This window comes from Conexibacter sp. JCM 18997 (assembly GCF_055391915.1).
The window spans coordinates 3,276,768-3,299,546 of the sequence record NZ_AP043885.1 but is presented as its reverse complement, the minus strand read 5'-3'; the positions used below and the strand labels follow the sequence as shown (position 1 = coordinate 3,299,546).

Annotated in this window: 20 protein-coding genes and 1 riboswitch; of the genes, 4 read left to right on the top strand and 16 right to left on the bottom strand. The window is 73.5% G+C overall.

Translation table 11 applies throughout. The annotated features are described in order from the left end of the window. Positions 1 to 4 precede the first annotated feature (4 nt). Positions 5 to 186: riboswitch (cobalamin riboswitch) on the bottom strand. A 2-nt stretch (positions 187 to 188) separates the two neighbouring features. Next, positions 189 to 1,970 (bottom strand): potassium/proton antiporter, encoded by a 1,782-nt coding sequence (locus ACZ5UI_RS16845; protein WP_464188938.1) that lies wholly within the window; start codon positions 1,968 to 1,970, stop codon positions 189 to 191. 59 nt (positions 1,971 to 2,029) lie between these two features. Here ACZ5UI_RS16845 and ACZ5UI_RS16840 point away from each other — a divergent pair, with 59 nt between their 5' ends. Beyond that, positions 2,030 to 2,662, top strand: a complete 633-nt coding sequence (locus tag ACZ5UI_RS16840; RefSeq protein ID WP_464188935.1) for a transglutaminase family protein — start codon at positions 2,030 to 2,032, stop codon at positions 2,660 to 2,662. Here the strand turns inward: ACZ5UI_RS16840 and ACZ5UI_RS16835 are convergent. Further along, complete coding sequence (locus ACZ5UI_RS16835; protein ID WP_464188933.1) at positions 2,659 to 3,060, bottom strand: cupin domain-containing protein; 402 nt, start codon at positions 3,058 to 3,060, stop codon at positions 2,659 to 2,661. The genes ACZ5UI_RS16840 and ACZ5UI_RS16835 overlap by 4 nt on opposite strands. A gap of 156 nt (positions 3,061 to 3,216) precedes the next feature. On the opposite strand from ACZ5UI_RS16835, the gene ACZ5UI_RS16830 reads away from it, so the two are divergent. Beyond that, the gene (locus ACZ5UI_RS16830; protein ID WP_464188931.1) at positions 3,217 to 4,155 is read left to right on the top strand and encodes an IS481 family transposase; all 939 of its coding nucleotides are present in this window, start codon (positions 3,217 to 3,219) and stop codon (positions 4,153 to 4,155) included. Here ACZ5UI_RS16830 and ACZ5UI_RS16825 read toward each other — a convergent pair. Genes ACZ5UI_RS16825 through ACZ5UI_RS16785 form a run of 9 tightly spaced genes read right to left on the bottom strand, consistent with a single transcriptional unit; the run spans position 4,152 to position 12,811 of the window. Then, positions 4,152 to 6,605, bottom strand: a complete 2,454-nt coding sequence (locus ACZ5UI_RS16825) for an FTR1 family iron permease (RefSeq protein ID WP_464188929.1) — start codon at positions 6,603 to 6,605, stop codon at positions 4,152 to 4,154. The two genes, ACZ5UI_RS16830 and ACZ5UI_RS16825, sit on opposite strands and share 4 nt — an antisense overlap. Then, on the bottom strand, positions 6,605 to 7,732 hold the full coding sequence (locus ACZ5UI_RS16820) for an imelysin family protein (RefSeq protein WP_464188927.1): 1,128 nt from the start codon (positions 7,730 to 7,732) through the stop codon (positions 6,605 to 6,607). The genes ACZ5UI_RS16825 and ACZ5UI_RS16820 overlap by 1 nt, the downstream gene beginning before the upstream one ends. Positions 7,733 to 7,763: 31 nt before the next feature. Next, positions 7,764 to 7,907, bottom strand: coding sequence for a hypothetical protein (locus ACZ5UI_RS16815; protein WP_464188925.1), 144 nt, complete (start codon positions 7,905 to 7,907; stop codon positions 7,764 to 7,766). A gap of 7 nt (positions 7,908 to 7,914) precedes the next feature. Continuing rightward, on the bottom strand, positions 7,915 to 9,036 hold the full coding sequence (locus ACZ5UI_RS16810) for a DUF1775 domain-containing protein (protein ID WP_464188923.1): 1,122 nt from the start codon (positions 9,034 to 9,036) through the stop codon (positions 7,915 to 7,917). Between the two features lie 3 nt (positions 9,037 to 9,039). Next, complete coding sequence (locus ACZ5UI_RS16805; protein ID WP_464188921.1) at positions 9,040 to 9,726, bottom strand: YcnI family protein; 687 nt, start codon at positions 9,724 to 9,726, stop codon at positions 9,040 to 9,042. Beyond that, positions 9,723 to 11,399 carry a copper resistance CopC/CopD family protein gene (locus ACZ5UI_RS16800; RefSeq protein ID WP_464188919.1) on the bottom strand — a complete coding sequence of 559 codons (1,677 nt, stop codon included), beginning with the start codon at positions 11,397 to 11,399 and terminating at the stop codon, positions 9,723 to 9,725. The genes ACZ5UI_RS16805 and ACZ5UI_RS16800 overlap by 4 nt, the downstream gene beginning before the upstream one ends. Continuing rightward, a complete protein-coding gene (locus ACZ5UI_RS16795; protein WP_464188917.1) occupies positions 11,393 to 12,052 on the bottom strand; it encodes an LPXTG cell wall anchor domain-containing protein in 660 nt (219 codons plus the stop codon). Before ACZ5UI_RS16795 ends, ACZ5UI_RS16800 begins: the two co-directional genes overlap by 7 nt. A 34-nt stretch (positions 12,053 to 12,086) precedes the next feature. Then, on the bottom strand, positions 12,087 to 12,407 hold the full coding sequence (locus ACZ5UI_RS16790) for a hypothetical protein (RefSeq protein WP_464188915.1): 321 nt from the start codon (positions 12,405 to 12,407) through the stop codon (positions 12,087 to 12,089). A gap of 14 nt (positions 12,408 to 12,421) precedes the next feature. Continuing rightward, positions 12,422 to 12,811 carry a c-type cytochrome gene (locus tag ACZ5UI_RS16785; protein ID WP_464188913.1) on the bottom strand — a complete coding sequence of 130 codons (390 nt, stop codon included), beginning with the start codon at positions 12,809 to 12,811 and terminating at the stop codon, positions 12,422 to 12,424. A 119-nt stretch (positions 12,812 to 12,930) separates the two neighbouring features. Here ACZ5UI_RS16785 and ACZ5UI_RS16780 point away from each other — a divergent pair, with 119 nt between their 5' ends. Beyond that, positions 12,931 to 14,715 (top strand): peptidoglycan recognition protein family protein, encoded by a 1,785-nt coding sequence (locus ACZ5UI_RS16780; RefSeq protein WP_464188911.1) that lies wholly within the window; start codon positions 12,931 to 12,933, stop codon positions 14,713 to 14,715. Positions 14,716 to 14,756: 41 nt separating this feature from the next. Further along, positions 14,757 to 14,909 (top strand): hypothetical protein, encoded by a 153-nt coding sequence (locus tag ACZ5UI_RS16775; protein ID WP_464188909.1) that lies wholly within the window; start codon positions 14,757 to 14,759, stop codon positions 14,907 to 14,909. Here ACZ5UI_RS16775 and ACZ5UI_RS16770 read toward each other — a convergent pair. The 5 genes from ACZ5UI_RS16770 to ACZ5UI_RS16750 all read right to left on the bottom strand — a co-directional run bounded on the left by ACZ5UI_RS16770 (position 14,906) and on the right by ACZ5UI_RS16750 (position 22,450). Beyond that, the gene (locus tag ACZ5UI_RS16770; RefSeq protein ID WP_464188907.1) at positions 14,906 to 15,958 is read right to left on the bottom strand and encodes a GGDEF domain-containing protein; all 1,053 of its coding nucleotides are present in this window, start codon (positions 15,956 to 15,958) and stop codon (positions 14,906 to 14,908) included. The two genes, ACZ5UI_RS16775 and ACZ5UI_RS16770, sit on opposite strands and share 4 nt — an antisense overlap. A 76-nt stretch (positions 15,959 to 16,034) precedes the next feature. Further along, positions 16,035 to 17,939, bottom strand: a complete 1,905-nt coding sequence (locus tag ACZ5UI_RS16765; protein ID WP_464188905.1) for a hypothetical protein — start codon at positions 17,937 to 17,939, stop codon at positions 16,035 to 16,037. Between the two features lie 43 nt (positions 17,940 to 17,982). Then, a complete protein-coding gene (locus ACZ5UI_RS16760) occupies positions 17,983 to 18,987 on the bottom strand; it encodes a response regulator transcription factor (RefSeq protein WP_464188903.1) in 1,005 nt (334 codons plus the stop codon). A gap of 3 nt (positions 18,988 to 18,990) precedes the next feature. Next, positions 18,991 to 20,784 (bottom strand): M3 family oligoendopeptidase, encoded by a 1,794-nt coding sequence (locus ACZ5UI_RS16755; protein ID WP_464188901.1) that lies wholly within the window; start codon positions 20,782 to 20,784, stop codon positions 18,991 to 18,993. Positions 20,785 to 20,797: 13 nt separating this feature from the next. Further along, complete coding sequence (locus ACZ5UI_RS16750; protein WP_464188899.1) at positions 20,798 to 22,450, bottom strand: MFS transporter; 1,653 nt, start codon at positions 22,448 to 22,450, stop codon at positions 20,798 to 20,800. Positions 22,451 to 22,779 lie beyond the last annotated feature (329 nt).

Below are 22,779 nucleotides of genomic sequence, written 5' to 3'. Positions count from 1 at the left end.
TGATCCGTTGACTCGGCCGGAGGTAGGTCTCCTGGCTCCCGGGCCCATCGGGTCACGCCTTCCCAGCGGCGACATCGCCCCCAGTGGCTGCGCGTTCGTGCGCGGTGACCGGACATCCCCGGTGACAGTGGCGGGACCGCGCCGGATTCACACCGGACTTCCCTGACCACCGACCGTTGCCCAGCAGGTTACCGCGCGACGGCGCCCATCACCTCTTGCCACCAGCCGCGCTCGTCGTCGGTCTGCGCGCGCTCCAGGCGCCGGCGGGCGTAGCGCTGCAGGTCAGAGGCCGAGCCGATGGCCAGCGTCGGGCCGGTGACGGCGTAGCGCCCGTCGTCCAGCGCGACGAGCGAGCCGCGCACGTCGCGGCGGTTGCGCATGCGCTCGATCACCTTGACGCCGAGCACCTGGGTCGGGCGCGCCGGGTCGCCCAGCCGGTCGTTCCACGGGCGGGTGGAGAAGATCACCTGGCGGCCGTGGACCGCCGGGCGGCGCCGCGGCGCGTCCTCGAACGGGCCGTTGCGCCAGCGGTCGATCAGGCTGTCGAACTCGCCCGAGACCTCCTGCAGCACGAGCACGTGCAGGCGATCGCCGGCCTCGATGCGCGTCGAGCCGCGGGGCGGGAGGACTTGCTCGTTGCGCACGATCACGTTGACCAGCGAGTCGCGCGGGAGGCCGAGGTCGCGCACGCGCCGCCCGATGATCGCGTCGCTCTGGCCCACCGGGTACTCGACGACGTCGGCGCCGAGCGAGCGGATGTTGCCGGTCTCCAGCAGCGGCGCGGGCACGGCCGGCTCGTCGGTGGTGACGCCGAGCAAGGTGGCGAACGGGACGAACGTGACGCCCTGGACGATCGTCGAGATGACCACGGCGAAGAAGACGATGTTGAACAGCTCGTTGTCGTGGGGGACGTCGGCGATCACCGGGAAGATGGCCAGCACGACGGGCACGGCGCCGCGCAGCCCGGCCCAGCCGAGCAACGCCTTCTCCTGCCAGGAGAACCCCTGGAAGGCGGTGGATATGACCGTGGCCACGGGGCGGGCCACGGCGACCACGACGAGCGCGATCACGGTGCCCTGCCACCAGAAGTCGACCAGCGAGCTGGGGAAGACGAGCAGGCCGAGGGTCAGGAACATGGCGATCTGCGCGACCCAGGCCATGCCCTCGTGGAAGGCGACGACGGTCGACTTGGCCGGGATCTGGCCCGAGCCCAGGGCCAGGCCCGCCAGGTAGACGGCCAGGAATCCCGAGCCGTGCAGCGCGTCGGCCGCGCCGAAGGCGATCGCGGCGGCGGTGATCGAGGCGACGGGGTACAGGCCGGCGGTGTCCAGGCGGGCGTTGCGGAAGGCCCACACCGCGGCGAAGCCGACCGCGGCGCCGACGGCGCCGCCGATCGACATCTCCAGCACGAACTCCCACAGCATGTCCAGCGCGCCGTAGTGGGGCTCCTCGATCCACTTGATGAAGCCGAGCACGAGCAGCACGGCGACCGGGTCGTTGAAGCCGGCCTCGCCCTCCAGCGTGCGGGCCAGGCGCCGGCGCAGCGTCGAGCCGCGCAGCAGCGCGAACACCGCGGCGCCGTCGGTGGAGGACAGGACCGCGCCGATCAGCAGGCCCTCCAGCAGGGGCAGGTCGAGGATCCAGGCCGCGATGAACCCGGTGATCAGCGCGGTGATCAGCGTGCCCACGGTGGCCAGCGACAGGGCCGGGCGCAGCACCGGGCGGATCTCGGCGAAGCCGGCGCTCAGGCCGCCCTCGAACAGGATCAGGGCCAGGGCGATGATGCCGACCGTCTGGGCGACCTCGTAGTTGTTGAAGTCGATCCAGCCCAGGCCGTCGGTGCCCAAGATCATCCCGATGGCCAGGAACAGCACCAGGCCGGGCAGGCGCAGCTGGCGGGCGAGCAGGGATGCTCCCAACCCCGCGGCAAGCAGGGCGCCTGCTACGAGGATGAGCTCGCCGTCGGACACGCGTTGGCGATTCTAAAGGGAGCGGTCCAGTCGGGCACGTGTGTTAGGGTGCCCTAACAGTGCTCCCGTTCTCGCTCGCCGCCGGTCTCAGCTGCCCGACGCACGCCGATCTGGCCGCGGCGCTGGCCGCGGAGTTCCACCCGGTCGACGAGACCGCGGTCGACGACGCGCTCGACGCGCTGGCCATGGGCCTGGCGCCCGCCCGCGGCGCCGATCCGCTCGATCAGCTCGACGCGCTGACCGGTGCGATGGCCGCCTTCGAGGCAGTCGGCGCGGCGCTGGACGCGCGCGCCGTGCACATCGACGTGACGCTGCAGAAGCTGGCCGGACACCCGACCACGCTGGCCGTGATCGCCACCGAGGTCGCGCGCCGCGCCGGCCTGGACCTGGCCATCGCCGCAGCGGGCGGCCACCACGTCGTCGCGCACCGCGAGTACGGCGTGCAGGTGGCCTTCGACTCGGCCCTGCCCGGCGTGCGCCGGGTGCGCCCCGGCGTCCAGGCGCCCACGTGGCGCTGCTCGCACCAGGTCGCCTTCACGCTGCTGCGGGAGCACCTCGACCGCGCGCTGCGCGCCGGTGACATCGCCGGCGCGCTGCGGGCGGCCGAGCTGCGCCTGGAGCTCCCGATCGACGCGGCCACGCGGTCGCGCCTGCGCATGGAGCAGCTGATGCTCCGCTCCCGCCTCAACTAGTCGGCCCACCAGTCGCGCGTGCCCTCGACGTCCCCGCGCGGATCGTCGCCCAGGTTGGGCGCGCCGATGACCAGCAGCTCCAGGCCGTCCGGTCCGGCCTCGTAGCCGCGCCAGGCGCCGGGCGGCACGCGCACCGCGTCCCATTCGCGCAGGTCGACGATCGCGTCGTCGACCTTCATCCGTCCGCTCCCGCGCACGACCACGTAGACCTCCTCCTGCGTGCGGTGCGTGTGGCCGTAGGGAAACCGGTAGCCGGGCGGGACGCGCTGGTAGGTCAGGCCCGAGCGCTCGAGCTCCAGCGCCTTCGTCGCCGCGCGGAACTCCAGGTCCGGCGGGCCGTCGAAGTTGGAGCCGAGGTCCTCCAGATCCGCCTTGAGGTTCCTGCGCGAGAAGGGCACCGCCCGACGCTAGTTGAGCTGCTCACGGACCTGCTGAACAGGGCAGGGCCGCGTATTTGATGGATGTGTCCGGCCCCGACCGGAGGCTGAGAGGTGCGACCCACCACAGCCCAAGAAGGGACCGGACACATGACAGACCGTAGATGTCGCTATGCGATGGCGGCGAGGATCGAGATGGTCCGCCGCCGCCAGGCGGGCGAGTCGTTGCGGCAGATCGCCGCGGCGGTCGGGTGTTCGCCAACCACGGTCAAGACGATGTGTGACCGGTTCGGCCAAGCCAGCGAGGCCGAGAGGGCAGATTTCTCGTGCTTGGCGCCGAGGCGGCCGGTTCCGCTGTCGTGTCCTTGGGCGCTGACGGCGGCCCAGGAGCGCGAGATCCTCGACGCGCGCCAACGCACGAACTGGGGGCCGATGCGCCTGGCGTTCTTGACCGGCCGTCACCGCTCGACGAACTGGAAGGTGCTCAGGCGCCACGGCGTCAGCCGCCGACGCCGCAGCGAGCGGGCGACCGTTGGCAAGCGCTATGAGTGGACCCAAGCCGGCGCCTTGTTGCACATCGACGCGTTCTCGGCAGCGAAGTTCGATGAGCCCGGGCATTGGGCGACCGGTGATCGCTCCCAGGCCCAGCGCTCGCGCGGGGCGGGCAAGACGGTGGTCATCGGAGTGATCGACGACCACACCCGCCTGGCCTACTGCGAGCTGCACGCAGCCGAGAACAAACACACCGTCTCAGCCACGCTCAAGCGCGCCGCGGCCTGGATGGCAGAACAAGGCTGCGGCCCCGTCCAGGCGGTGATGAGTGACAACGCCAAGTGCTACTCCGAGAGCCACCAGTTCGCCCAAACACTGCACCAGCTCGGTGCCCGCCACATCCTCACGCCGCCCTACACCCCCCGCTGGAACGGCAAGATCGAGCGCTTCTGGCAAACCCTGGACACCGAATGGGCCCACAGCCGCGTTTGGCCCAACAGCACCCAACGCGACCGCGCCCTGTCATCGTTCATCCGCTTCTACAACCGCCAACGCCCACACTCAGCCGCCGGCGGCCGACCACCCATCACCCGCGTCCAGCAAGTCCGCGAGCAGGACAGCTAGCGCAGCGGTGAGACCTCGTCGGGCTGTGGCTCGGGCTCGGCCTCCAACACCGGCTCGGGCGCGGGGCCGTCGCCGTTGGCGGCCGCCGCCGCCTCCGCCTCCGCGCGCTTGCGCGCCTGGCGCCGCGGGCGCTTGATGCGCACCTCCTCGGCCAGGTAGTACGAGCCGATCACGAACGCCGCCGCGAGGATCTGCGCGCCGATCGTCTCCCACGTGGGGTAGACGCCGAGCCACTGGCCGGCCCAGTAGGGCAGGTCGATGTCCAGCGGGGTGATCGGCGCCCAGCCGGTGCCCTGCATCGTGCGCACCGTCTGGCCGACCATCATCACCAGCACGACGCCGATCATCACGCCGGTGACGATCAGCATCTTCTTGTAGGGCAGCTTGCGCTGGAGCGCGAAGGTGGCGATGGCCACGAGCAGGGTCAGGCCCAGGCCCAGCGCCGTGCCCTCGAGGACGGCCACCGTGCCGGCGCTGAGCTGCAGCGACTGCAGGAACAGGACGGTCTCGAAGCCCTCGCGGTAGACCGAGGTCAGGCCCAGCAGGCACAGGCCGACGGCCTGCGCGCTGAAGAACATGAACTTGTCGCCCTGCTGGATCTTCTTGCGGCGCTTGTGGAACGAGCTGATCCAGCCCGTCCAGTAGACCTTGTGGAAGAACCAGTTGGTGATCAGCAGGAGCACCGCGATGGCGATCAGCCCGACCACCGCCTCGAGCTTCTCGCCGTACTGCGACAGCGACTTCAGCAGCGTCTGCGCGGCCACCCAGGTGATCACCGAGACGAGCAGGCCCAGGCCGGCGCCGATCAGCACCGGACGGCGCTCGCGCCGGCGCGCGGCGGCGAAGCTGGCCGTGATGGCGGCCAGGATCAGCACCGCCTCCAGGCCCTCGCGGAAGACGATGATCGCGGCGTTGGTGACGACCGTGGCCCGCGAGGTCGAGTCGCCCAGCGTGGCCTGCGCGTCGCTCAGCGCCTCGTCGAGCTTGATGCGCGTGGGGCGTACGTCCTGGCGGCTCTTGTGGTCGGCGATCAGCGTGGCCAGGCCCTCCTCGCCCTGCGCGCCGAACCAGATCAGGCCTTCGATGTCGTTGGTCAGCGCCGGGTCGAACGCGACCAGGCGGCGCTCGGGGCCGAACTCGAAGAACGCGTAGGCCTCCAGGCGGGCCTGCTCGGCCTGGCCGAACTGGCCCGCGCCGATGGCCGCCTCCATGCGGTCCAGCGTGAGGTCGATCAGGTCGAAGTCGGAGTCGGTGGTCGACTTCTTCCAGGCCTCGGGGAACGTCGCGTCCAGCTGGTCCTCGATGCGGTCGCCGAGCGCCTGCACCTCGTCCTCGGGCGTGACGCCCTCGGTGCGCTGCCCGGCCTCGTCGACCATGCCCTGCAGCTGGTCGAGCTCCTGGCCCACCCGCTCGGTCATCGCCGGATCGAGCTTGGCCAGCGGGTCGCGCAGGTCGTCGAAGGCGCCGCGAGCGCCGGTGGCGAAGGCGATCGCCTCCTGGATCTCGAAGTCGAGCGTGACGCGGTCGCCGTCGACGCCGCGGCCGTACTCGACCGGGACCAGGGCCAGGAAGCGGATCAGCTGCTGGGCGCGCCGGGCCGCCTCCTCGGGCGTGAAGGGCGCCGCGGTGAAGCCCTCCAGGGCCTGATCCACGCGCCCGCGGGCGTCGGCGAAGGCCGCGTCGTCGGAGGCGATGGCCGCGGCGCGCAGGTCGGCGAAGGCCTCGCGCGCCTGCTGCGTCTGGGCCGCTCCGCGCTCCTGCTGGTAGCGGGCGGCGAGGATCTCGAACGAACCGGCGGCGTGCGCGGCGGCCTCGGCCCGGCGCGAGGCGTTGCCGTTCTCGGCGGCGGCGTCGGCGTCGCCCAGGTGCTCGCGCAGCCGGGCCTGGTAGCCGTCGAGCAGGTCCTTGTTGACGATCAGGCGGGCGGCGGCGGGCTGGACCGCGCCCCGGGCCAGGTCGGCCACGGCGCGCGTCCCGTCGACGCCGGGGCGGGTGAAGCGGGTGGCGGTGCGGAACTCGCGCAGCTTCAGCCAGGAGGCCGCGGTCTCGGCGTCGCCCGCGGCGACCGCGTCGAGCGTGACGGCGTAGGAGCCCTGGTAGAGCGCCCCGCGGATGTCGCCCCGGGCGGCGGCCAGCGCGAGGTCGTCGTCGGCGGCGACGGCCTTGGCCGCCTCGCGCAGCCCGCGCCGCACCGCGGCGTCGGCCTTGGGCGCGTCGGCCCGGAAGCTGCCGCGCAGGTCGCCGTCGTAGGCCGCCCGCGCTTCGCGCACGTCCTGCGCCGCCACCGAGGCGTCCGACAGGATCAGCTCGGTCTGGGCGGCGAACAGCGCCTTGTCCAGCGCTGCCGCCGCCTGCCAGGGCGGGGCGTCAGCAGCGCTGGCCGAAGGGGCGACCCCGACCGCGGCGGCGGCGCTCAGCGCGAGCGCGAGTGCCCACCGCCGCACCTGCATCAGGCCTGCAGCTCGATTCCCAGCTGCTCGGCCGCCTGCGTGACCTGGCCGGCGATGGCCTCGGCCTGGTCCTGGGCCTCGGAGCCGAGCGTGTCGGCGTCCTGGGCGGTGAACTTCTTGCCGTTGGCCTCCTCGTCGCGCAGGCGCGCGGCGAACTTCTGCAGGTCCTCCAGCGACTGCCCGGTCTGGGCGGCCTGATCCGGATCGGCCTGTTCGATCAGCGGGCGCACGTTGTCGTATACGAGCACGAGGCCACCAAGGATGTCAGCGATGTCCTGCAGACGCGATGCGGCCACGAAGCCGGACTCGGTCGCCTTGTCGCCGGCGATGGCCCGCGAGTTCTTCCAGGCGGCGAAGTACTCCGACATCGTCGGGGTCATCACGACCAGCGCGGTGAGGGCGTCGCTCTGGGTCGGCTCCCAGGCCTGCGCGTCCTTCTCCAGCTCCTGCGCCATCGTGTGGAAGTCCTTCGTGGCGGCGACGAGGAAGTCCGCGTCGGGGAGCGCCTCGCCGAAGGTCACCTTGCCGTTCCCGTCGAGGTCGGGCTTGACGCCCTGGGCGACGAACTGCTCCTCGGTGCCCCACAGCGAGGTCTCCGTCAGGAAGAAGAAGTTGCCCGGCTGCTTGAAGGTCTTGCCGCCCGGCGTCTCGATGGTGAACGAGACGGCGCTCTCCGGATCGCTGCCGTCCGAGCCGGCGTCGATCTGCACGTCGTAGTCGGCCAGCGACGGAACGCCCGCGACGACGCCCTCCATCTGCTCGTAGGCCGGGTTGGCCTTCTTGAAGGTCGCCTGCATGCGCTCGATCAGGCCCTTGACCTCGTCGCCGTGGTCGGCCAGGAGCTTGTCGTAGTCGAAGTCGACGCTCTCGGCCAGGTCGTAGTACTGCTGCGCGTCGGCGGCGAGCGTCGCCGTCTCGGTCTCCAGCAGCTCGGTGTGCTGGGTCAGGTAGGACTTGATCGCCGACAGATCGACCGCTTCGGTCGCCGTCTCCTCGGCGGGCGTGGAGGTGGCGCCTGTGGCGGCCGCCACCGTGGCGCTGCTGGTGTCCGAGCTGTCGTCGCTGCCGCAGCCGACGACGAGGGCGCCGCACAGCAGCAGCGCGAGAAGGCCGATCCGGGGGTTCATGGCCCGGAGCTTAGTCGGTTCTTAGGGAGACCTAATCGTCTGGCTTGTCCTGGCGCTTGCGCCTGCGGTCGCGCCACTCGCTCCACTTGAGCAGCGCGACCACCGCGAGCACCGGGGACAGGTACACCGGCAGGCCGACGTACCAGTGCCCCAGGTGCGCGAACGGCACGATCACGGCGCCCTCAGCGCACCGTGAACTTCCACGTGCCCGACTCGCTGTGGCCGTCGTCGGCCCGGGCCCGCCAGCTGACGGTGTAGGTGCCCTTCGACAGCGCCTTGGCGAACGTGGCCTGCAGGACCGCGTGGTTGGAGGCCTTCAGGCCGGACGAGGCCGCCTGCACGTCGCTGCCGCCCTTGGTCACCGAGATGAGCCCGGTGACGACCGACTCGCCGAACGTCACCTTCACGGACTTGACGTTGGCGGCCGTGGAGCCGGGGGCGGGCGTGCGGCTCTTGACCGGCGAGTGGGCGGCGGTCGCCGTCGGGCCGCGCAGTGCGGCGGGCGGCGCGGCCAGCGTCACGGTCGGTGCCGGGGTGTCGGCGCCGGGCGCGCCGGTCCACTTGACCACCTCGCCGTCGGAGTAGGTCTGGTAGGCCGGGAAGGTCAGCGTGGACCCGGGCTGGTTGGGCATCTGCAGCGACAGCGGGAACTCCTTGAACTGCCCCGGGGCGATCCGGCCCAGCCCGCGGCCGCCGCCCGTGAAGGTGACCGAGCTGACGCGCTGGGTGATCGGGCCGTCCTCGGTCTGGACCGGGGTGGCCATCGTGGTCTTGCGCACGACCGCCTTCCAGCCGGCCTGCGCGGCGTAGGAGACCGAGTAGATGCCGTCGGGGAACTCGACGCGGACCTTCGTCGTGGAGGCGTCGTCGCGCTCGTTGGGCACGCGCACGTTGACCACCGTGTAGGCGCCGGCCACCTGGGCCTTGGGCTGCAGGGTCACGTGGGCGCTGGCGCTGGCCGGCAGCGCGATGAGGGTGCCGACGACGAGGGCGCCGGCGAGAAAGCGGTGCTGCATGGGAGGAACTCCTGAAGGTTGAAGGCGAACGATGCGGTTGAGCCATCGATCGACCGTCGGCGGTCCGCGGCCGGCCAGGCCGGCGGCGATCAGGAGGCCGCCGCGCGGCGAGGTGCGGCGCGGCGGGCGGGGAAGCGGCGCGCGGACCGGGCGCCGCCGGGGTCGCGGGCGGGCCCGCAGCGGCCGGGCCAGCACGTGCTCGCCCGGGTAGCGGCCACCGAGCAGGAACGCGGCCAGCAGCAGCGCCGGCGCGAGGTACAGCAGCCCGATGACCGTCGCGGCCAGCATCGGTCAGGCGGTCCTCCGCCGGCGGGTGGCCAGCAGCGTGCCGAACGCGGCCAGCAGCGCGACGACGCCCAGGGCGAGCGCCGCGACGGCCATGCCGTCCGCCGATCCGCCGTCGTCATCGGTGTCGGTGTCGGTGGCGGGTGCGGCGGCGGCGGTGGTGGGCTGCGCGTCGGCGCTCCCCGCGGCGGTGACGGTCACGGTCGGCGCCGGCTCGTCGGAGCTCGGGCTGCCGATCCAGCGCACGACCTCGCCGCCGGAGTACGTCTGCAGCGCCTTGAAGGTCAGCACGTCGCCGGCCTTCCCGGGGATCTGCATGGAGATCGGGAAGTCGCGGAACTGGCCGGGGCCGATCTGCCCCTCGCCCGAGCCGCTGCCCGTCCACGTGACCGTCGAGACCGCCTCGGTGATCGGCCCATCGGGCGTCTGGATCGGCGTGTCCAGCTTGGCCTTGGCCACCTTCGTCGTCCAGCCGGGCGTCGGCTCGTAGGAGACGCCGACCACGCCGGGCGGCATCTGCACCTCGACCTTGACCGTCGACGCGTCATCGCGCTCGTTGGGCACGCGCACGTCGAGCACGGTGAACGCCTCGGCGGGCGCCTGCTTGGGGTTGACCGTCACGTGCGCGGACGCGGCGGCGGGGGCGGCCAGGGCGAACGCGACGCTCGCCGCGGCCAGGGTTCTGCGGCTCATCGGATGGGCACCTCGATCTGCTGCTCGTATTGGTCGAAGTCGGAGACCCGCACGGCGACGTCCAGCGTCCAGTCGCCGGGCACCGCCAGCGCGGCCGGGGCGGACGTGACGTAGTGGCCGGGGCCGGCCTTGCTCAGCGGGATGGACAGTGGGCCGATGCCCTTCTCGGGCTGGGTGGCGCTGAGACGCACCTCCTTGGCCCGGTCCCACTGCGCGCCGTCGCTGGGGTCCAGCAGGTACAGGTGGATCTCGTTGGCGCCGACGCCGGCCAGGTCCACGGTCAGCTGCAGCTGGGCCGGACCGACCATCGTCGTGCGGGCCACGGGGCCGGAGGCCTGCACGGTGGACGGCGCGTAGGAGGTCAGCGCCGCGGTCACGCCGAGCACGACGACGATCAGCGCGACCTCGGCCCGCAGGGCCCGGCGCACGGCCACGCCCGCGCCCGCCGGCGGCTGGCCGGCGGCGGCGATCGCCTGCAGGCCGGGGATCGAGGCGCGCCGGTGCCAGGCGCCGATGGCGATCAGCGCGCACAGCAGCACGACCTTGATCAGCACGCAGCGCCCGAACGCGGTGTCCAGGAGCGCCCCGAACGAGTTGACCTCGACGATCGCCTGCCCGACGCCGGCCACCGTCAGCACGGCGACGGCGCCCAGTGCGAGCGGCGAGAAGCGGGCCAGCGTGCCGGCCAGCAGCCGCGTGCGCCCGTCCGCCGGGAGCTCGCGTGTGGCCACCGGCAGCGCGGCGACGAGCATCACGAGGCCGCCGGCCCACAGGCCCATCGCGGCGACGTGCAGCGCGTTGGCCGGGAGCATCAGCCACACCGGGTCCTGGGTGCGCGCGTGGCCGCCGAGGCCGGGCACCAGGATCAGCCCGACGGTGGTCAGGATCAGCAGGCCCAGCCCGACCGTGGGCCGCGGCCGGATGGCGATCAGCGCGAGCAGGGAAGCGGCCAGCCAGAGCAGCACCGACACGCCCCAGACCAGGCCGATCGTCGTGCCCAGCGTCTCGGAGACGATGTCGGGGTCCAGCGCCGACCAGCCGCTGATCCCGGCCGCGGTCGCGCCCTCGAGCACGACGACCCCGGCCGCGCCCACCGCGCCGACGAGCCCGGCGCCGACGAGCAGCGCGCGCAGGCGCCGGGTGAAGGCCTCCGAGGTCCCGCGCCAGCACCACAGCAGGAAGCCCAGCCCGCCGACCAGCACGGCCAGCGCCGCGAAGGTCAGGCCCTTGGCCACGCCCGCGGCGACCTTGGTCACCGGGCCGGTGTTCGTGCCGGCCAGCAGCTGCTCCACGGTCTCGCCGGGGCCGGTGGCCGCGCCGATCGAGAACGTCGAGCCGCCGCTGACCACGTGGCCGTCGCTGGAGACGACGCGGTAGGTGGCCGTGTAGGTGCCGTCGGCCAGGGACGGCTTGAGGTGGACGGCCAGCTGCTCGCCGTGGCCGTCGGGATGGAACGCGTCGCCCGCGTCGGCGCGCTCGCCGGTGCGGTCGTACACGCGCACCGCGCCGAAGTTGCCCTCGACCGCCTCGTCGAAGCGGAACGTGACCGCTCCGGGCTGGGGATCCACGACCGCGCCGCGCTGTGGGGTGACGTCCTCGAGCTGGGCGTGCGCCAGGGCGCCGGCGGGCAGCGCCAGCGTGACGACCAGCGCGACGAGGAGCGCTCTCACCATGCTTCGCGCTCGACGGTCGGCGCGCCCCGGCGCCGGCGGCGCACGAACACGACGAAGCCGCCGCCGACCAGGGCCAACGCGATCAGGCCGACGATCGCCGCGACGGGCGGGCCGGCGTCCTCCTGGGGCGTCCAGAACAGCGTTCCGGTGATCGTGCCGTCGCGGTCGCCGACCTTGATCGGGATCGACCAGTCGTTGACCTTCGTCGGCTGGTCCGGGTCCTTGACGTTCGGCGGCGTGCCCGTGCCCATCCAGTGGAAGCGGTGGTCGTGCCACTCGAACTTGCTGTTCCTGCTCTCGGTCCGCCAGTCGACCGGCGCGCCCTTCTGCGCGTTGGCGGGCACGGGGACGTCGCCGTCGCGCTCCTCGTTGAGGTAGGTGGCCGGGGAGTTGCGGTTGACCTGGACGGTGCCGTCGGCCAGCACCCGCGCGTACGGCTCGCCCTCGTAGCCCTCGATCTCGATCGTCTGATCGGACCGGTTGGTGAGCAGCAGGCGATCGTCGCGGTTGAGCACCTCGATCGTGACGCCGTCCGTGGTGGGCGTGAGCGCCCGCACGTCGGAGCGGAAGTTGGGGTTGCCCTGGTGGGCGGATGCCGTCGCGACGGGCGCCACGCAGGCGCAGCCGATCGCGATGGCGAGCAGGCGGCGCACGTGCGCCCTCCTCTCGACTCGGAGTTGACCGGGGTTAGGTCAGAGCCGGGGGAGGCCGCGTCGCCAGCGAGGAGGCGAGCAGCAGGCCGCCGCGGGGCACGAGCGCGAGGCTCGGGCGGCGGCGGGGTGCGGCGGATGTGCGCGCGCGGCGCGCGGGCGGCGCGCTCGCCCGGGCGGTGCGGACGCGATCGATCGTGCGCTCGCCGAGGTAGCGCCCGGCCAGTAGCGGCAGCGCGAAGGCCAGCGCCGGAGCCAGCATGACCAGCCCCTCGGTGGGGGCCCCGACGCCGTGCGCGAGCACCCAGGCCACCAGGGCCAGGGAGGCAACGACCAGCGACAGCAGCGCGCGGCGCACGGCCAGGAGGCTACTTACTTCCCGGCGTTGTCGGCGACGTACTGCGACACCGCCTGGATCTCCGCGGGGCTGAGCGAGTCCTTGAACGCGGGCATGCTGCCGCCGCCGTTGGTCACCTGCTTCTCCACGGTGGCCAGGTCCGGCTTGAGGTCGTCGAGGTTGGGCCCGACGCCGCCGGTCGAGTCGGCGGCCTTCAGCGTGTGGCAGCTGGCGCACCCCGACGAGGCGAAGATCTTCTCGCCGTCGGCCGACGCCGTCGCGGTCGAGGCCGGCGCGGAACCGGTGCTCGCGGACGAGCTGGTGCCGCCGCCGGAGTCGCCGCCGCAGGCCGCGAGGGTGAGCGTGGTCAGCAGCGCGGCCGCGAGCGACAGGGCGCCGCCGCGGCGCAATTTGGTGCTCGGCATGCACGCAACGATGCCAGGCAGGCGCCCGCAGGTGCGTCGCGAAGAGTCTGGTGGCAGACCGCTCTGCATGGCGTCCTGCCGTGTTTTCGGACCGAGATGGCCACCATGGACTGCTGCGCATGACCCCTGTCCCCTCTGATCTCACCCGCCGCCGCCTGCTCGGGCTGGGCCTGCTCGGCGCCGGCGCCGTCGTGCTGGAGTCCGTCCCGGGCGCGAGCAGCGCGCTGGCCGCCGACGGCCAGCTGCGCGCCCGCTCGGCGGTGCTCGGCCTGCACGACGCCACCCGCCTGGGGCCGATCCGCGTGCCCGGCGGATTCGACCTCGCCGGGCTCAAGTGGGCGGGCCGCTCGCAGCCCCGCATCGAGCTGCGCGCGCGGCGCCGGCGGGGCGCCTGGACCGAGTGGCTGCCGGTCGGCAACGCGCACGATCACGGCCCCGACGCGACGCCGGCCAACGCGGCCACCGATCCCGTGTGGACCGGGCGCGCCGACGAGGTCGAGCTGCGCCTCAGCCATGCCGTGCGCGGCCTGACGCTGCACACCGTGCGCAGCGACGGCCTGCGCCGGCGGATCATCGTGGCCCGCGCGGCCCAGACGCCGACGCCGCCCGGGATCATCACCCGCGCCGCGTGGGGCGGCACCTCGCTGAAGACCCGCGGCACCCCGCAGGTCGGCACCGTGCAGATGGCCTTCGTCCATCACACGGTCAACGCGAACACCTACACGGCCGAGGACTCGCCCGCGATCGTGCTGGCCATCGCGAAGTACCACATCAGCTCCAACGGCTGGAACGACATCGGCTACAACTTCCTCGTCGATCGCTACGGGCAGATCTTCGAGGGGCGCGCCGGCGGGATCGACCAGGCGATCATCGGCGCCCAGGCGCAGGGCTTCAACTCCTACTCGACCGGCATCTCGAACATCGGGACGTTCGAGTCGGTGGCCCAGACCGACGCCGCGATCAACGCCCAGGCGCAGCTGATCGCCTGGAAGCTGGCGATCCACGGCGTCACCCCGGACGGCACCGTCGACCTCGTCTCGGCCGGCGGCGAGTCCAACCGCTACCCGACCGGCCGGACCGTCACCTTCCAGCGGGTCTCCGGCCACCGCGACGCCGACAAGACCTCGTGCCCGGGCAACGCCCTGTACGCGCAGATCCCGACCATCCGCGCGCGGGCCATCGCCCAGGACTACCCCGTCGCCGACACCACCGCGGTGGGCGGCACGGTCGGCGTCGACCAGCTGTCGATCGCCGCCGCGGCCACGCAGGTCGCCGCCTACACGCAGGTGCAGGTCACCGGCGCGCTGGCCGACGTGGACGGCGGCCCGATCGGGGGCGTCGAGGTGCGCGTGCAGAAGCTCGGCGCGACGCGCTGGTCGACCGCCGCCCGCGCGATGACCGACGCCTCGGGCCGTTTCACCACGCCGGTGATCGTGCGCCAGACGGCCAAGCTGCGCGCCTACTACGGCGGCGAGCTGGCCATCGGCGGCGAGGCATTGACCTCGGCCGAGGTCGCGGTCAGCGCGATCCCCAAGCTCTCGATCGACCTGTCGGCCAAGCACGTGGGCATCGGCCAGACCGTGACGGTCAAGGTCGCGGCCAAGCCCAGCCGCTCGCGCATCGAGGTCACGCTCTCCAAGCGCGGCACCGACGGGCGCTACCGCACGGTCACCCGGGCCAAGATCACGCTGAGCGGCGGCGTCGGGTCGACCGCGCTGCGGATCCCGTCGGCCGGGCTGTACGGCGTCACCGTCGCCTCGCCGGCCGACGACAAGGGCATCGCGGTGACCGCGCCGCGCATCCACGTGCGCTGCTCGCGCGGCGCGACGGCATCCGATCCGACGCACATCGAGGCGGGCGGCATCGTCGAGACCTCCGGTGGCGCGACCGTCGCCGCCTCCTGAGTAGACTCAGTCTCATGTGTGGGCAATGCGTAGCCGTCGCGATGACCGCGGCGGCCGGCGCGTCGGGCGCGCGCTCGGCGCTCAGCGGCTGGGTGCGGACGCGCTTTGGCGAGAAGGCGCTGTCGCGGATGACGGCGGTGCTGCTGGGCAGCGTGCTGATCGCCTCGGCGCTGCTGGTCTCCGGCTCGTCCTAGACGAGCGCCAGGGCGACGACCGGCGCCGGCCCCGCGACCTCGACGCGATCGCGGCCGCCGCGCTTGGCCGCGTACAGCGCCTGGTCGGCGGCGTCGAACAGCGGCCCGTAGGCCACCTCCGCGCCCGCGCCCGCGCTGACCCCGAGCGAGACGCGCACGTCCAGGCCGTCCGGGTGGCGCTCGGCGATCCGCAGGCGCAGCCGCTCGGCCACGCCGGCGCCGTGCTCGAGGTCCACGCCGGGCAGCACGATCAGGAACTCCTCGCCGCCCACCCGGTAGGCCAGCTCGAACGAGCGCAGCTCGCCGCGGATGGCCGCCGCCACCTCGCGCAGGACGGCGTCGCCGCGTGCGTGCCCGTGGGTGTCGTTGATCTGCTTGAAGTGGTCGATGTCCAGCGCGATCAGCGCGACGGCGTCGCCGGTCAGGCGCGCCTGCTCGGCCAGCTCGGTGAAGCGCCCGGGCAGCGAGCGGCGGTTGAGCAGGCCGGTCAGGTCGTCCAGCGAGGACTCGGTGCGCGAGCGGCGCTCGGCGCCCATCATCGCCGCCGAGAACCAGCCGATGGCCAGGGTCAGGGGCACGACGGCGATGACGAACACCGGGTCGTCGACGAACGCGTGCGGGTGCAGCGCGCAGATCGCCGCCAGCGCCAGCAGCACGATCCCGGTGCCGCCCCACACCCCGCGCAGGTCGAAGCGGCCGGCCAGCGACACGACGGGGATCACCATCCAGGCGATCAGCGGGCTGGCCGGGCCGCCGGTCAGCGCGGCGGCGGAGGCGATCATGCCGACGTTCAGCACGAACCCGGCGCTGACCAGCACCGCGGGATGGGCGCTGCGCTCCAGGCGCCGGCGGATCAGCAGCTCGTAGGCGCCGCCGAGCAGCGCGACCATGCCGATCGGCCACCAGCCCACCCACGGCCCCATGATCAGCAGGCCGATCGCGCAGCCGCCGTAGCTGAGCAGGCGCGCGCGACGCAGCGGCCGCTCGAGCTCGATCAGCCGCTCGCGGTCGCTTTCGGCGGGACACAGGAACGCACTGAGCGGATCCATACTGCGCGCATCGGCTGCTGACGCGCCGTGATGAAGAAAGTCGAACGGGAGTCGGTCATGCGTCCGACTCGTCCGTTCAGCGACGCAACCGGACCCGCTGGCGGGTGGTCGTCCGCTGGTCGCCGGCCTGGACGGTGGTCTGCACGAACACCACGACCGAGCGGTGCTGGCGCATCAGCTTGCGGCCGGCCGGGTTGAGGCGCAGCCGGACCCGCCGCGTCGCGCCCGCGGGCACCGTCACCTGGGCGCGCCCGAGCCGCTGCAGACGCGGCCGCGCCGCGGCGGCCCGCGCCGTGTTCCCGCCCAGCGGGCGGCCGAGCACGAAGATGAAGCGGCACGGGGTGCTCTCGACGAAGCACTCGCCCCGCAGCACGATGCGCTCGGTCGGATCGACCCGGATCGGGCCGTCGACGACGATGCCCCCGGGTGCGGTGACCGCCGGCGGTGGGGTGGGCGGGGCCGGGAACGCGGGAAGCCCGGGCACCGGGGCGTCGGCCGACGGCGCCGACGTGGGGGTGGCCGGGGTGGACGGGGTCGTCCCGCCGCCGCCGCCCGTGGCCGGCGGGTTCGGGGTGGGCGTCGGGGTCGGGTCGGGACCGGGGCCGGGCGGCGGCGTGGCGGGATCCTCGAAGACGCGCACGCGCTGCACGAGCGCAGCGCCCGCGGGCTCGCGGTAGACGAACAGCGCGCCGCCGGTGCTGCTGACCGCGAGGTCGTCGGCGATCACGCCCTGGCCCGCCGGGGCCACGGCCAGGGTGGTGGGCGGGGCGATGGCGGTGCCGGCGCCCAGCGCCACCGACAGCGAGGACACGTTGTCGCTGGACGTGCAGCGGTCGCCGTCGTCGCCGTCGGTCTGGCTCACGAACGACACGCCGAGCCGGTCGCCCGCGACGGCCAGGCGGGCCAGCTGGGAGTAGCCGCCCGCGATGTCGGCCGGCGTCTGCCAGCCGTCGGTGTCGCGCACGGCGACCTGGACCACGGCGTTCGGGGGCCGACAGCCGGGCGTGTCGCCCGGTTGCGGGTAGCGCGTGTAGGCCACGACCGGGTGGCCCGAGCTGGTCACGGCGAGCGCCCAGTCGTTGTCGATCGCCTCGTCGGCGCCGATCTGCACGACGGTCTCGGGCGCGCCGAACGCGCCGCCGGGCGCGCGCACCGCGGCGACGATCCGGTGCGGATGCTGGTTGGCGTCGACGTCGGCGCCCCAGGCGACGATCGCGTGGCCCGACGGGCCGGCCGCGAACACGTGGCGGACGGCCGACGTGGGGATGGCCACCGGGGTGCCGAACAGCGGCGGCGTGCCGGTCGTGGACGTCTGCAGCAGCGTGCCCGACGGGCGGCTGCGGTACACCGCGGCGGCCTGGCCGTCGGGGTCGTAGGCCACGCCCACGGGCGTGCTCTGCGTGTCGCCGTCGGCCGGCGGCAGCGCGATCGCGTTGGCCAGGTCGAAGTCGCTGCCCAGGCCGGCGGGGCGGAAGAGGATCCGCGACTGCGCCCCGGTGTCGCTGATGGCCAGCGCCGGGCCGCTGTCCAGCAGCCGCGCGGCGGCGATCCCGGTGTTGCCGGCGCCCGCGGGACCGAACGCGGCGCCGGCGCCGGCCGGCCGCAGCGCCGTGCGGCGGCTGTCGAAGCTCCACAGCAGCGCGTTGCCCGCCTGGTCGGTGGTCAGCAGCGGGGCGGTGTTGCCGCCGGCCATGCCCGTGGGCAGGCTGGTCAGCGCGCCGAACGGACCGCCGAGCGGGCGCACGCCCAGGCGGAACGCGTCCACGCCGGCCGACGCGCGGACGAGCGAGTACGCGGTGCCGGCGGCGTCCATCCACGAGCGCGAGTAGGTGCCGAACGCGGTGCCGCCACCGGCCGGGACGATCTCGCCTGCGGTGACCGTCGGCTCGGGCGCCTGCCAGGCCGGTGTGGCGGCGGCGGGAGCGGCGGCGAGGGCCATGACGAGCGATGCGGCGGCCGCCGCGACGAGGCTGCGAGGCATCCCGTGACCCTTCCAACGGCCCCGCGGGCGCGCAATACGGCGATCACCGTACTTCTGGGGCGGCCCCGTAGGCCCGCGCGACCGCCTCCGCGCGGGTGTGCGCGCCGAGCTTGTCGTAGATGTGCTCGACGTGCTTGCGGACCGTGCGCACGCTGATCGTCAGCTCCTGGGCGATGTCGCGGTCGCCGAGGCCCAGCGCGGCCAGCCCCAGCACCTGGGCCTCGCGCCGGGTCAGGCCCAGCGCGCGCAGCGCGTCGGGATCGGGACCCGTGCGCCGCTCCTCGATCAGCAGCAGCGCGTCGAGCAGGCGGATCGTCAGGGTGCGCCCGGGCACCTCGACGCGCAGCGGCTCGCGGCGCGGGTCGCCGTCCAGCCAGGCCCGCAGCTCGTCCAGGGTGACGGCGTCGTCCAGGAGGGCGCGCGCGTCGGCGGGCAGCGCATCGAGGCGGTCATCGCGCTCGAGCAGCACGACGGCCGCGCCCGCGCGGGCGGCCGCGGTGCCCAGCGCCGACAGCGCCGCCCGCGCGCGCTCCCACGCGCGGGCCTGCTCGTAGGCGTGCGTCAGCGCCGGCCGGACCGCCTCCAGCACCGCCCGGTCTCGCGCGGTGAAGCTCCGGCGCGCGCGGTTCATGGCCACGCCGACGACCACCTGGCCCGGCAGGCCGAACGCGAGCTGGTCCTCGGCGCCCAGGCGCCGGTACAGATCGGCGTACAGCTCCAGGCGATGCAGCTGGCGCGCCGTCAGGTGGTCGGAGATCGTCGCGGCGCGCAGGTCACCCCGGGCCTGGCGGGTGATCAGCGGGTGCTCGTGGGCCACGCGGGCCAGCGTCTGGTCGATCCCGTCGAAGGTGGCGTCGACCGGATCGAGCACCACCAGCGCGTCGCCGGTGCGCACGTCGACCTCGTTGTAGCCGAACAGGTCGGCGGCCACGAGCTCGCGCACGCGGTGCAGCGTCAGCTCCCGCACGGCCGCGACGCTGCGGCAGCCTCCGGCCTCGCCCGTGATGTCCAGAACAGCTTCCAGATCAGCGCGGGCGAGCTGGCCCATGCCCTACCCGATGCGCCCCGCGTCGCGCGCGGCCTGCTCGGCCGCCTGCAGCTGCCCCTCGACCAGGTCCAGGCCCGCCGACCAGAAGCCGGGGTCGGTCAGGTCGATCCCGACGATCTTGCCCAGGTCCTCGGGCAGCATCGAGCCGCCGGCGCCGAGCATCTCCAGGTAGCGCGGCACGAACGACTCGCCCTCCTCCAGGTAGCGCCCGTAGACCGACAGCGCCAGCAGCTGGCCGTAGGCGTAGGCGTACACGTAGCCGGGCGTCCCGATGAAGTGCGGGATGTAGCTCCACCACGACTTGTAGCCCTCGGTCAGCTCGACGGCGTCGCCGAACAGCTCGCCCTGGGACTCGGCCCACAGCTGCGCGAAGCGGTCGACCGACAGCTCGCCCTCGGTGCGCCGCGCGGTGTGCACGCCGGCCTCGAACTGGTTCATCGCCGTCTGGCGGAACACGGTGGCGATCGCGCCCTCGATCGCCTCGGCCAGCAGCGACAGCCGCGACTCGGGATCGGTCGTCTGGTCCAGCAGGCGGTTGAAGACGATCGTCTCGCCGAACACCGACGCGGTCTCGGCCACGGTCAGCGGCGTGCCCTGCTGCAGCACGCCCTGCTTGGCCGCCAGCGCGAAGTGCAGGCCGTGGCCCAGCTCGTGGGCCAGCGTCAGGACGTCGCGCCGGTTGAACGTGAAGTTCAGCATCACGTACGGGTGCACGCTGGGCACCGCCGACGCGCAGAACGCGCCGCCGCGCTTGCCGGGACGCACCGGCGCGTCGATCCAGCGCTCGTCGAAGAAGCGACGGGCCAGCGCCTCCATCTCCGGCGAGAACGAGCCGAAGCTGTCGAGCACGAGATCGCGCGACTCCTCCCAGCCGAAGCGCTCGTCGGCGGTGGTCACGGCGGCGCTGCGGTCGTAGTCGGCCAGCTTGTCGACGCCGAGCATCTGGGCCTTCAGCCGGTACCAGCGCTGGGGGATGTCGTAGCGCGACTTGACCGCGTCGACCAGCGCCTGCACGGACTCGTCGGAGACCTCGTTGGACAGGTTGCGCGAGGTCAGCCAGGTCGGGTAGTTGCGCAGCCGGTCGTCGACGGCCTTGTCGTGCAGCAGCGTGTTGAAGATGAAGGCGCGCGTGCGCAGCCCGGGCTCCAGCGCGCCGGTGACCGCCTCGGCGGTGGTCCGGCGCAGCTCGCGGTCGGGCGACAGCAGCTTGCTCAGCGCGACGTCCAGCGCCTCGCCCTCGACCTCGATCGCGCTGACGTGCTCGGAGAACAGGCGGCCCCAGGCCGAGCGGCCGGTGACCGACTTCTCGGTCAGCAGCTTCTCCTCGGGCTCGCTGAGCAGGTGGGGCCGGTAGCGGCGCTCCATGCGCAGGTAGTGGCGCGCGAAGTCCAGGCCGTCGGCGGCCAGCAGCTGCTCGGCCGTCTCGTCGTCCAGCGCGGCCCACTCCAGGCCGAAGAACAGGAGCTTGGTCTCGATCGCCGTGCCCCGCTCGGAGACCTTCTGCAGCAGCGCGCCGCGGGCCGGGTCCGAGGTGTCGGTGGAGAAGCGCAGCGAGGCGTAGGAGCCGGCCTTGCCGACCAGCTCGTACAGGTCGGCGATCTCCTGGATCGCGGCGACGAACTCGGCGGGCTCGAGCGTGGCCAGCTGTCCCACGTAGCGCTCGGCGAACGCGTCGGCGCGGGTCTGCGCCTCGGCGAGCTGCTCGTCGACGCGTTCCTCGCCCTGGCCGTCGAGCAGCGGCTCGAGGTCCCAGGCAGCGGCTTCCAGTGCGGGGTCGGTCTGCGTCTCGGCGGCCATGGTCTGAGGTTACTCAGCCAAACAGGCCTTCGAGAATTCCGCCGATCGAGCGCGGATCCTCGTGGTACTTGGCCTGGAAGCGCTTGTTCTCGGCATCGTCGGCCAGCGCCAGCACGAGCTCCTCGCGCGACGAGCCGAACTCGCAGGCCGCGCGGTCGATGCGCCCCAGCGCGAAGTCCTGGATGGCCCCGAAGATGCCGCCGCTGTCGGGCTGTTCTCGGTCCTGACAGGGGTCGGCCAGCACCACCGGCTCGGGCTGCTCGCGCTCGTCGATGCGGATCGCCGCGACGACCGCCGTGGCGCACAGCAGCGCCACCGCGGTGGTGGTGGCCAGCGCGACCATCCGGAAGCGGACGAACAGCACGAGCACCAGCGCGGCGGCGAGCGCGATCGCCGCGGTGATCAGGAAGGCCGGCTTGAACGCCTTGGCCACCGCGGCGACGATCACGTCGTCCAGGCGGTTGGCCAGCTCGTCGAACACGACCTCGTCGTCGCCGACGAACTGCGCGCGCTGGGAGTCGACCGCCTCGGTCAGCCCGCCGCGCGGATCGTCGGAGTCCACGCCGCCCAGCAGCGCGGGCGCCAGCGCGATCTTGTCGCGCGGGTCCAGCTTGGCGTCGAGCACCACCGCGACGCCCTGGTAGCGGGCGGTGTCGGTGATCGTCTCCAGCTGGTTGGAGACCACCGGCGCGAGCACGAGCAGCGCGATCACGATGCCAGCGTGGCGGGCGATCAGCAGCCGCGCGGCGTCGCCCGAGGTGCGCTCGGGCAACATCCCGCCGGCCAGCGCCGGGAAGGCCAGGCCCATGCCGGCGCCGGCCAGGACCTGCGGGGCGACGGTCCAGATCAGCTCGGCGTCGGGCAGGTAGGCCAGCGCGGCCGCGCCCGCGGCCACGAGCAGGCAGCCGCAGGACGCGCGCACGTGCGGGTCGCCGGGGATGCGGCTGGCCAGCAGCGCGGCGGCGGGCAGGACGGTGACGGCGATCGCGGCCGACAGCGGCTCGACCGACCAGCCGGCCACGAGCTCGAGCACGAGCAGGAACAGCACAGCGGTCAGCGCGGCGGAGATCGCGCCCAGGGCGATCGTCGGTCGCCACAGGATCGGCCCGGTCGCGTGCGCGCCGGGCGCCGGGACGCGCAGGCTCCAGCAGGCGATCGCGGCGGCGACCCCGACCGGCGCCTGGGCGATGAAGATCGCGCGCCAGTCCAGCGCCTCGGTCAGCGCGCCGCCGATCGCCGGGCCGGCGGCGCTGCCGAACACGGCGGCGGCGATCCACAGCTTGCGCCCCAGCGAGCCCTCGTGGCCGCCGGCGTCCATCAGGTCGAACACGGCCAGCAGGCCGGCGGCGCCGCCGGCGGCCTGTACGCCGCGGAAGATCAGCAGCGTGGTCAGGTCGTTGGACACCGCGCAGCCGATCGACGCGCCCGCGAAGATCAGCATGCCGATCGCGCCGACGTGGTTGGCCCCCAGGCGGCGGGCCAGCCAGGCCGCGGGCCAGATGCCCACGGCCAGCACGAGCGTGTAGACGCCGATGACCGCGGCGACGCCGGTGATCGACGTGTTCAGCTCGGTCAGCAGCGGCGGGAGCGCCAGCGCGACGATCGACGAGTCGGCCAGCGCGAGGCCGGCGGCGAGGGCGACGATGATCAGCTGGGCGCGGCGCACGCGGCGCAGTCTGCCGGACACCGGGTCCGCGCACAGTGGGGCCAGCCCTACTTCACGACGCGGTCACGAGCTCCAGCGTGCCGGCGGGGACGTAGCGCCCGTCGGGCATGGGGCGATCGTGCCGGGTCGGGCCAACGGCGGGCAGCGAAGACGCGCGAGCGCTTGTGGTGACGCCACCGACCGCAGAGGCTGGCACGTTCCCGCTCTCCGGCGAGACCGTTGTCGGCTCGGCGTCGCTATGCGACGCCAACCTGACAATGACCTGGCTGGGGAGCGGGAACGTGCCAGAAACAGCGGCCGCTGGAACCCGCGGAAAGGCCCGCTCGCCT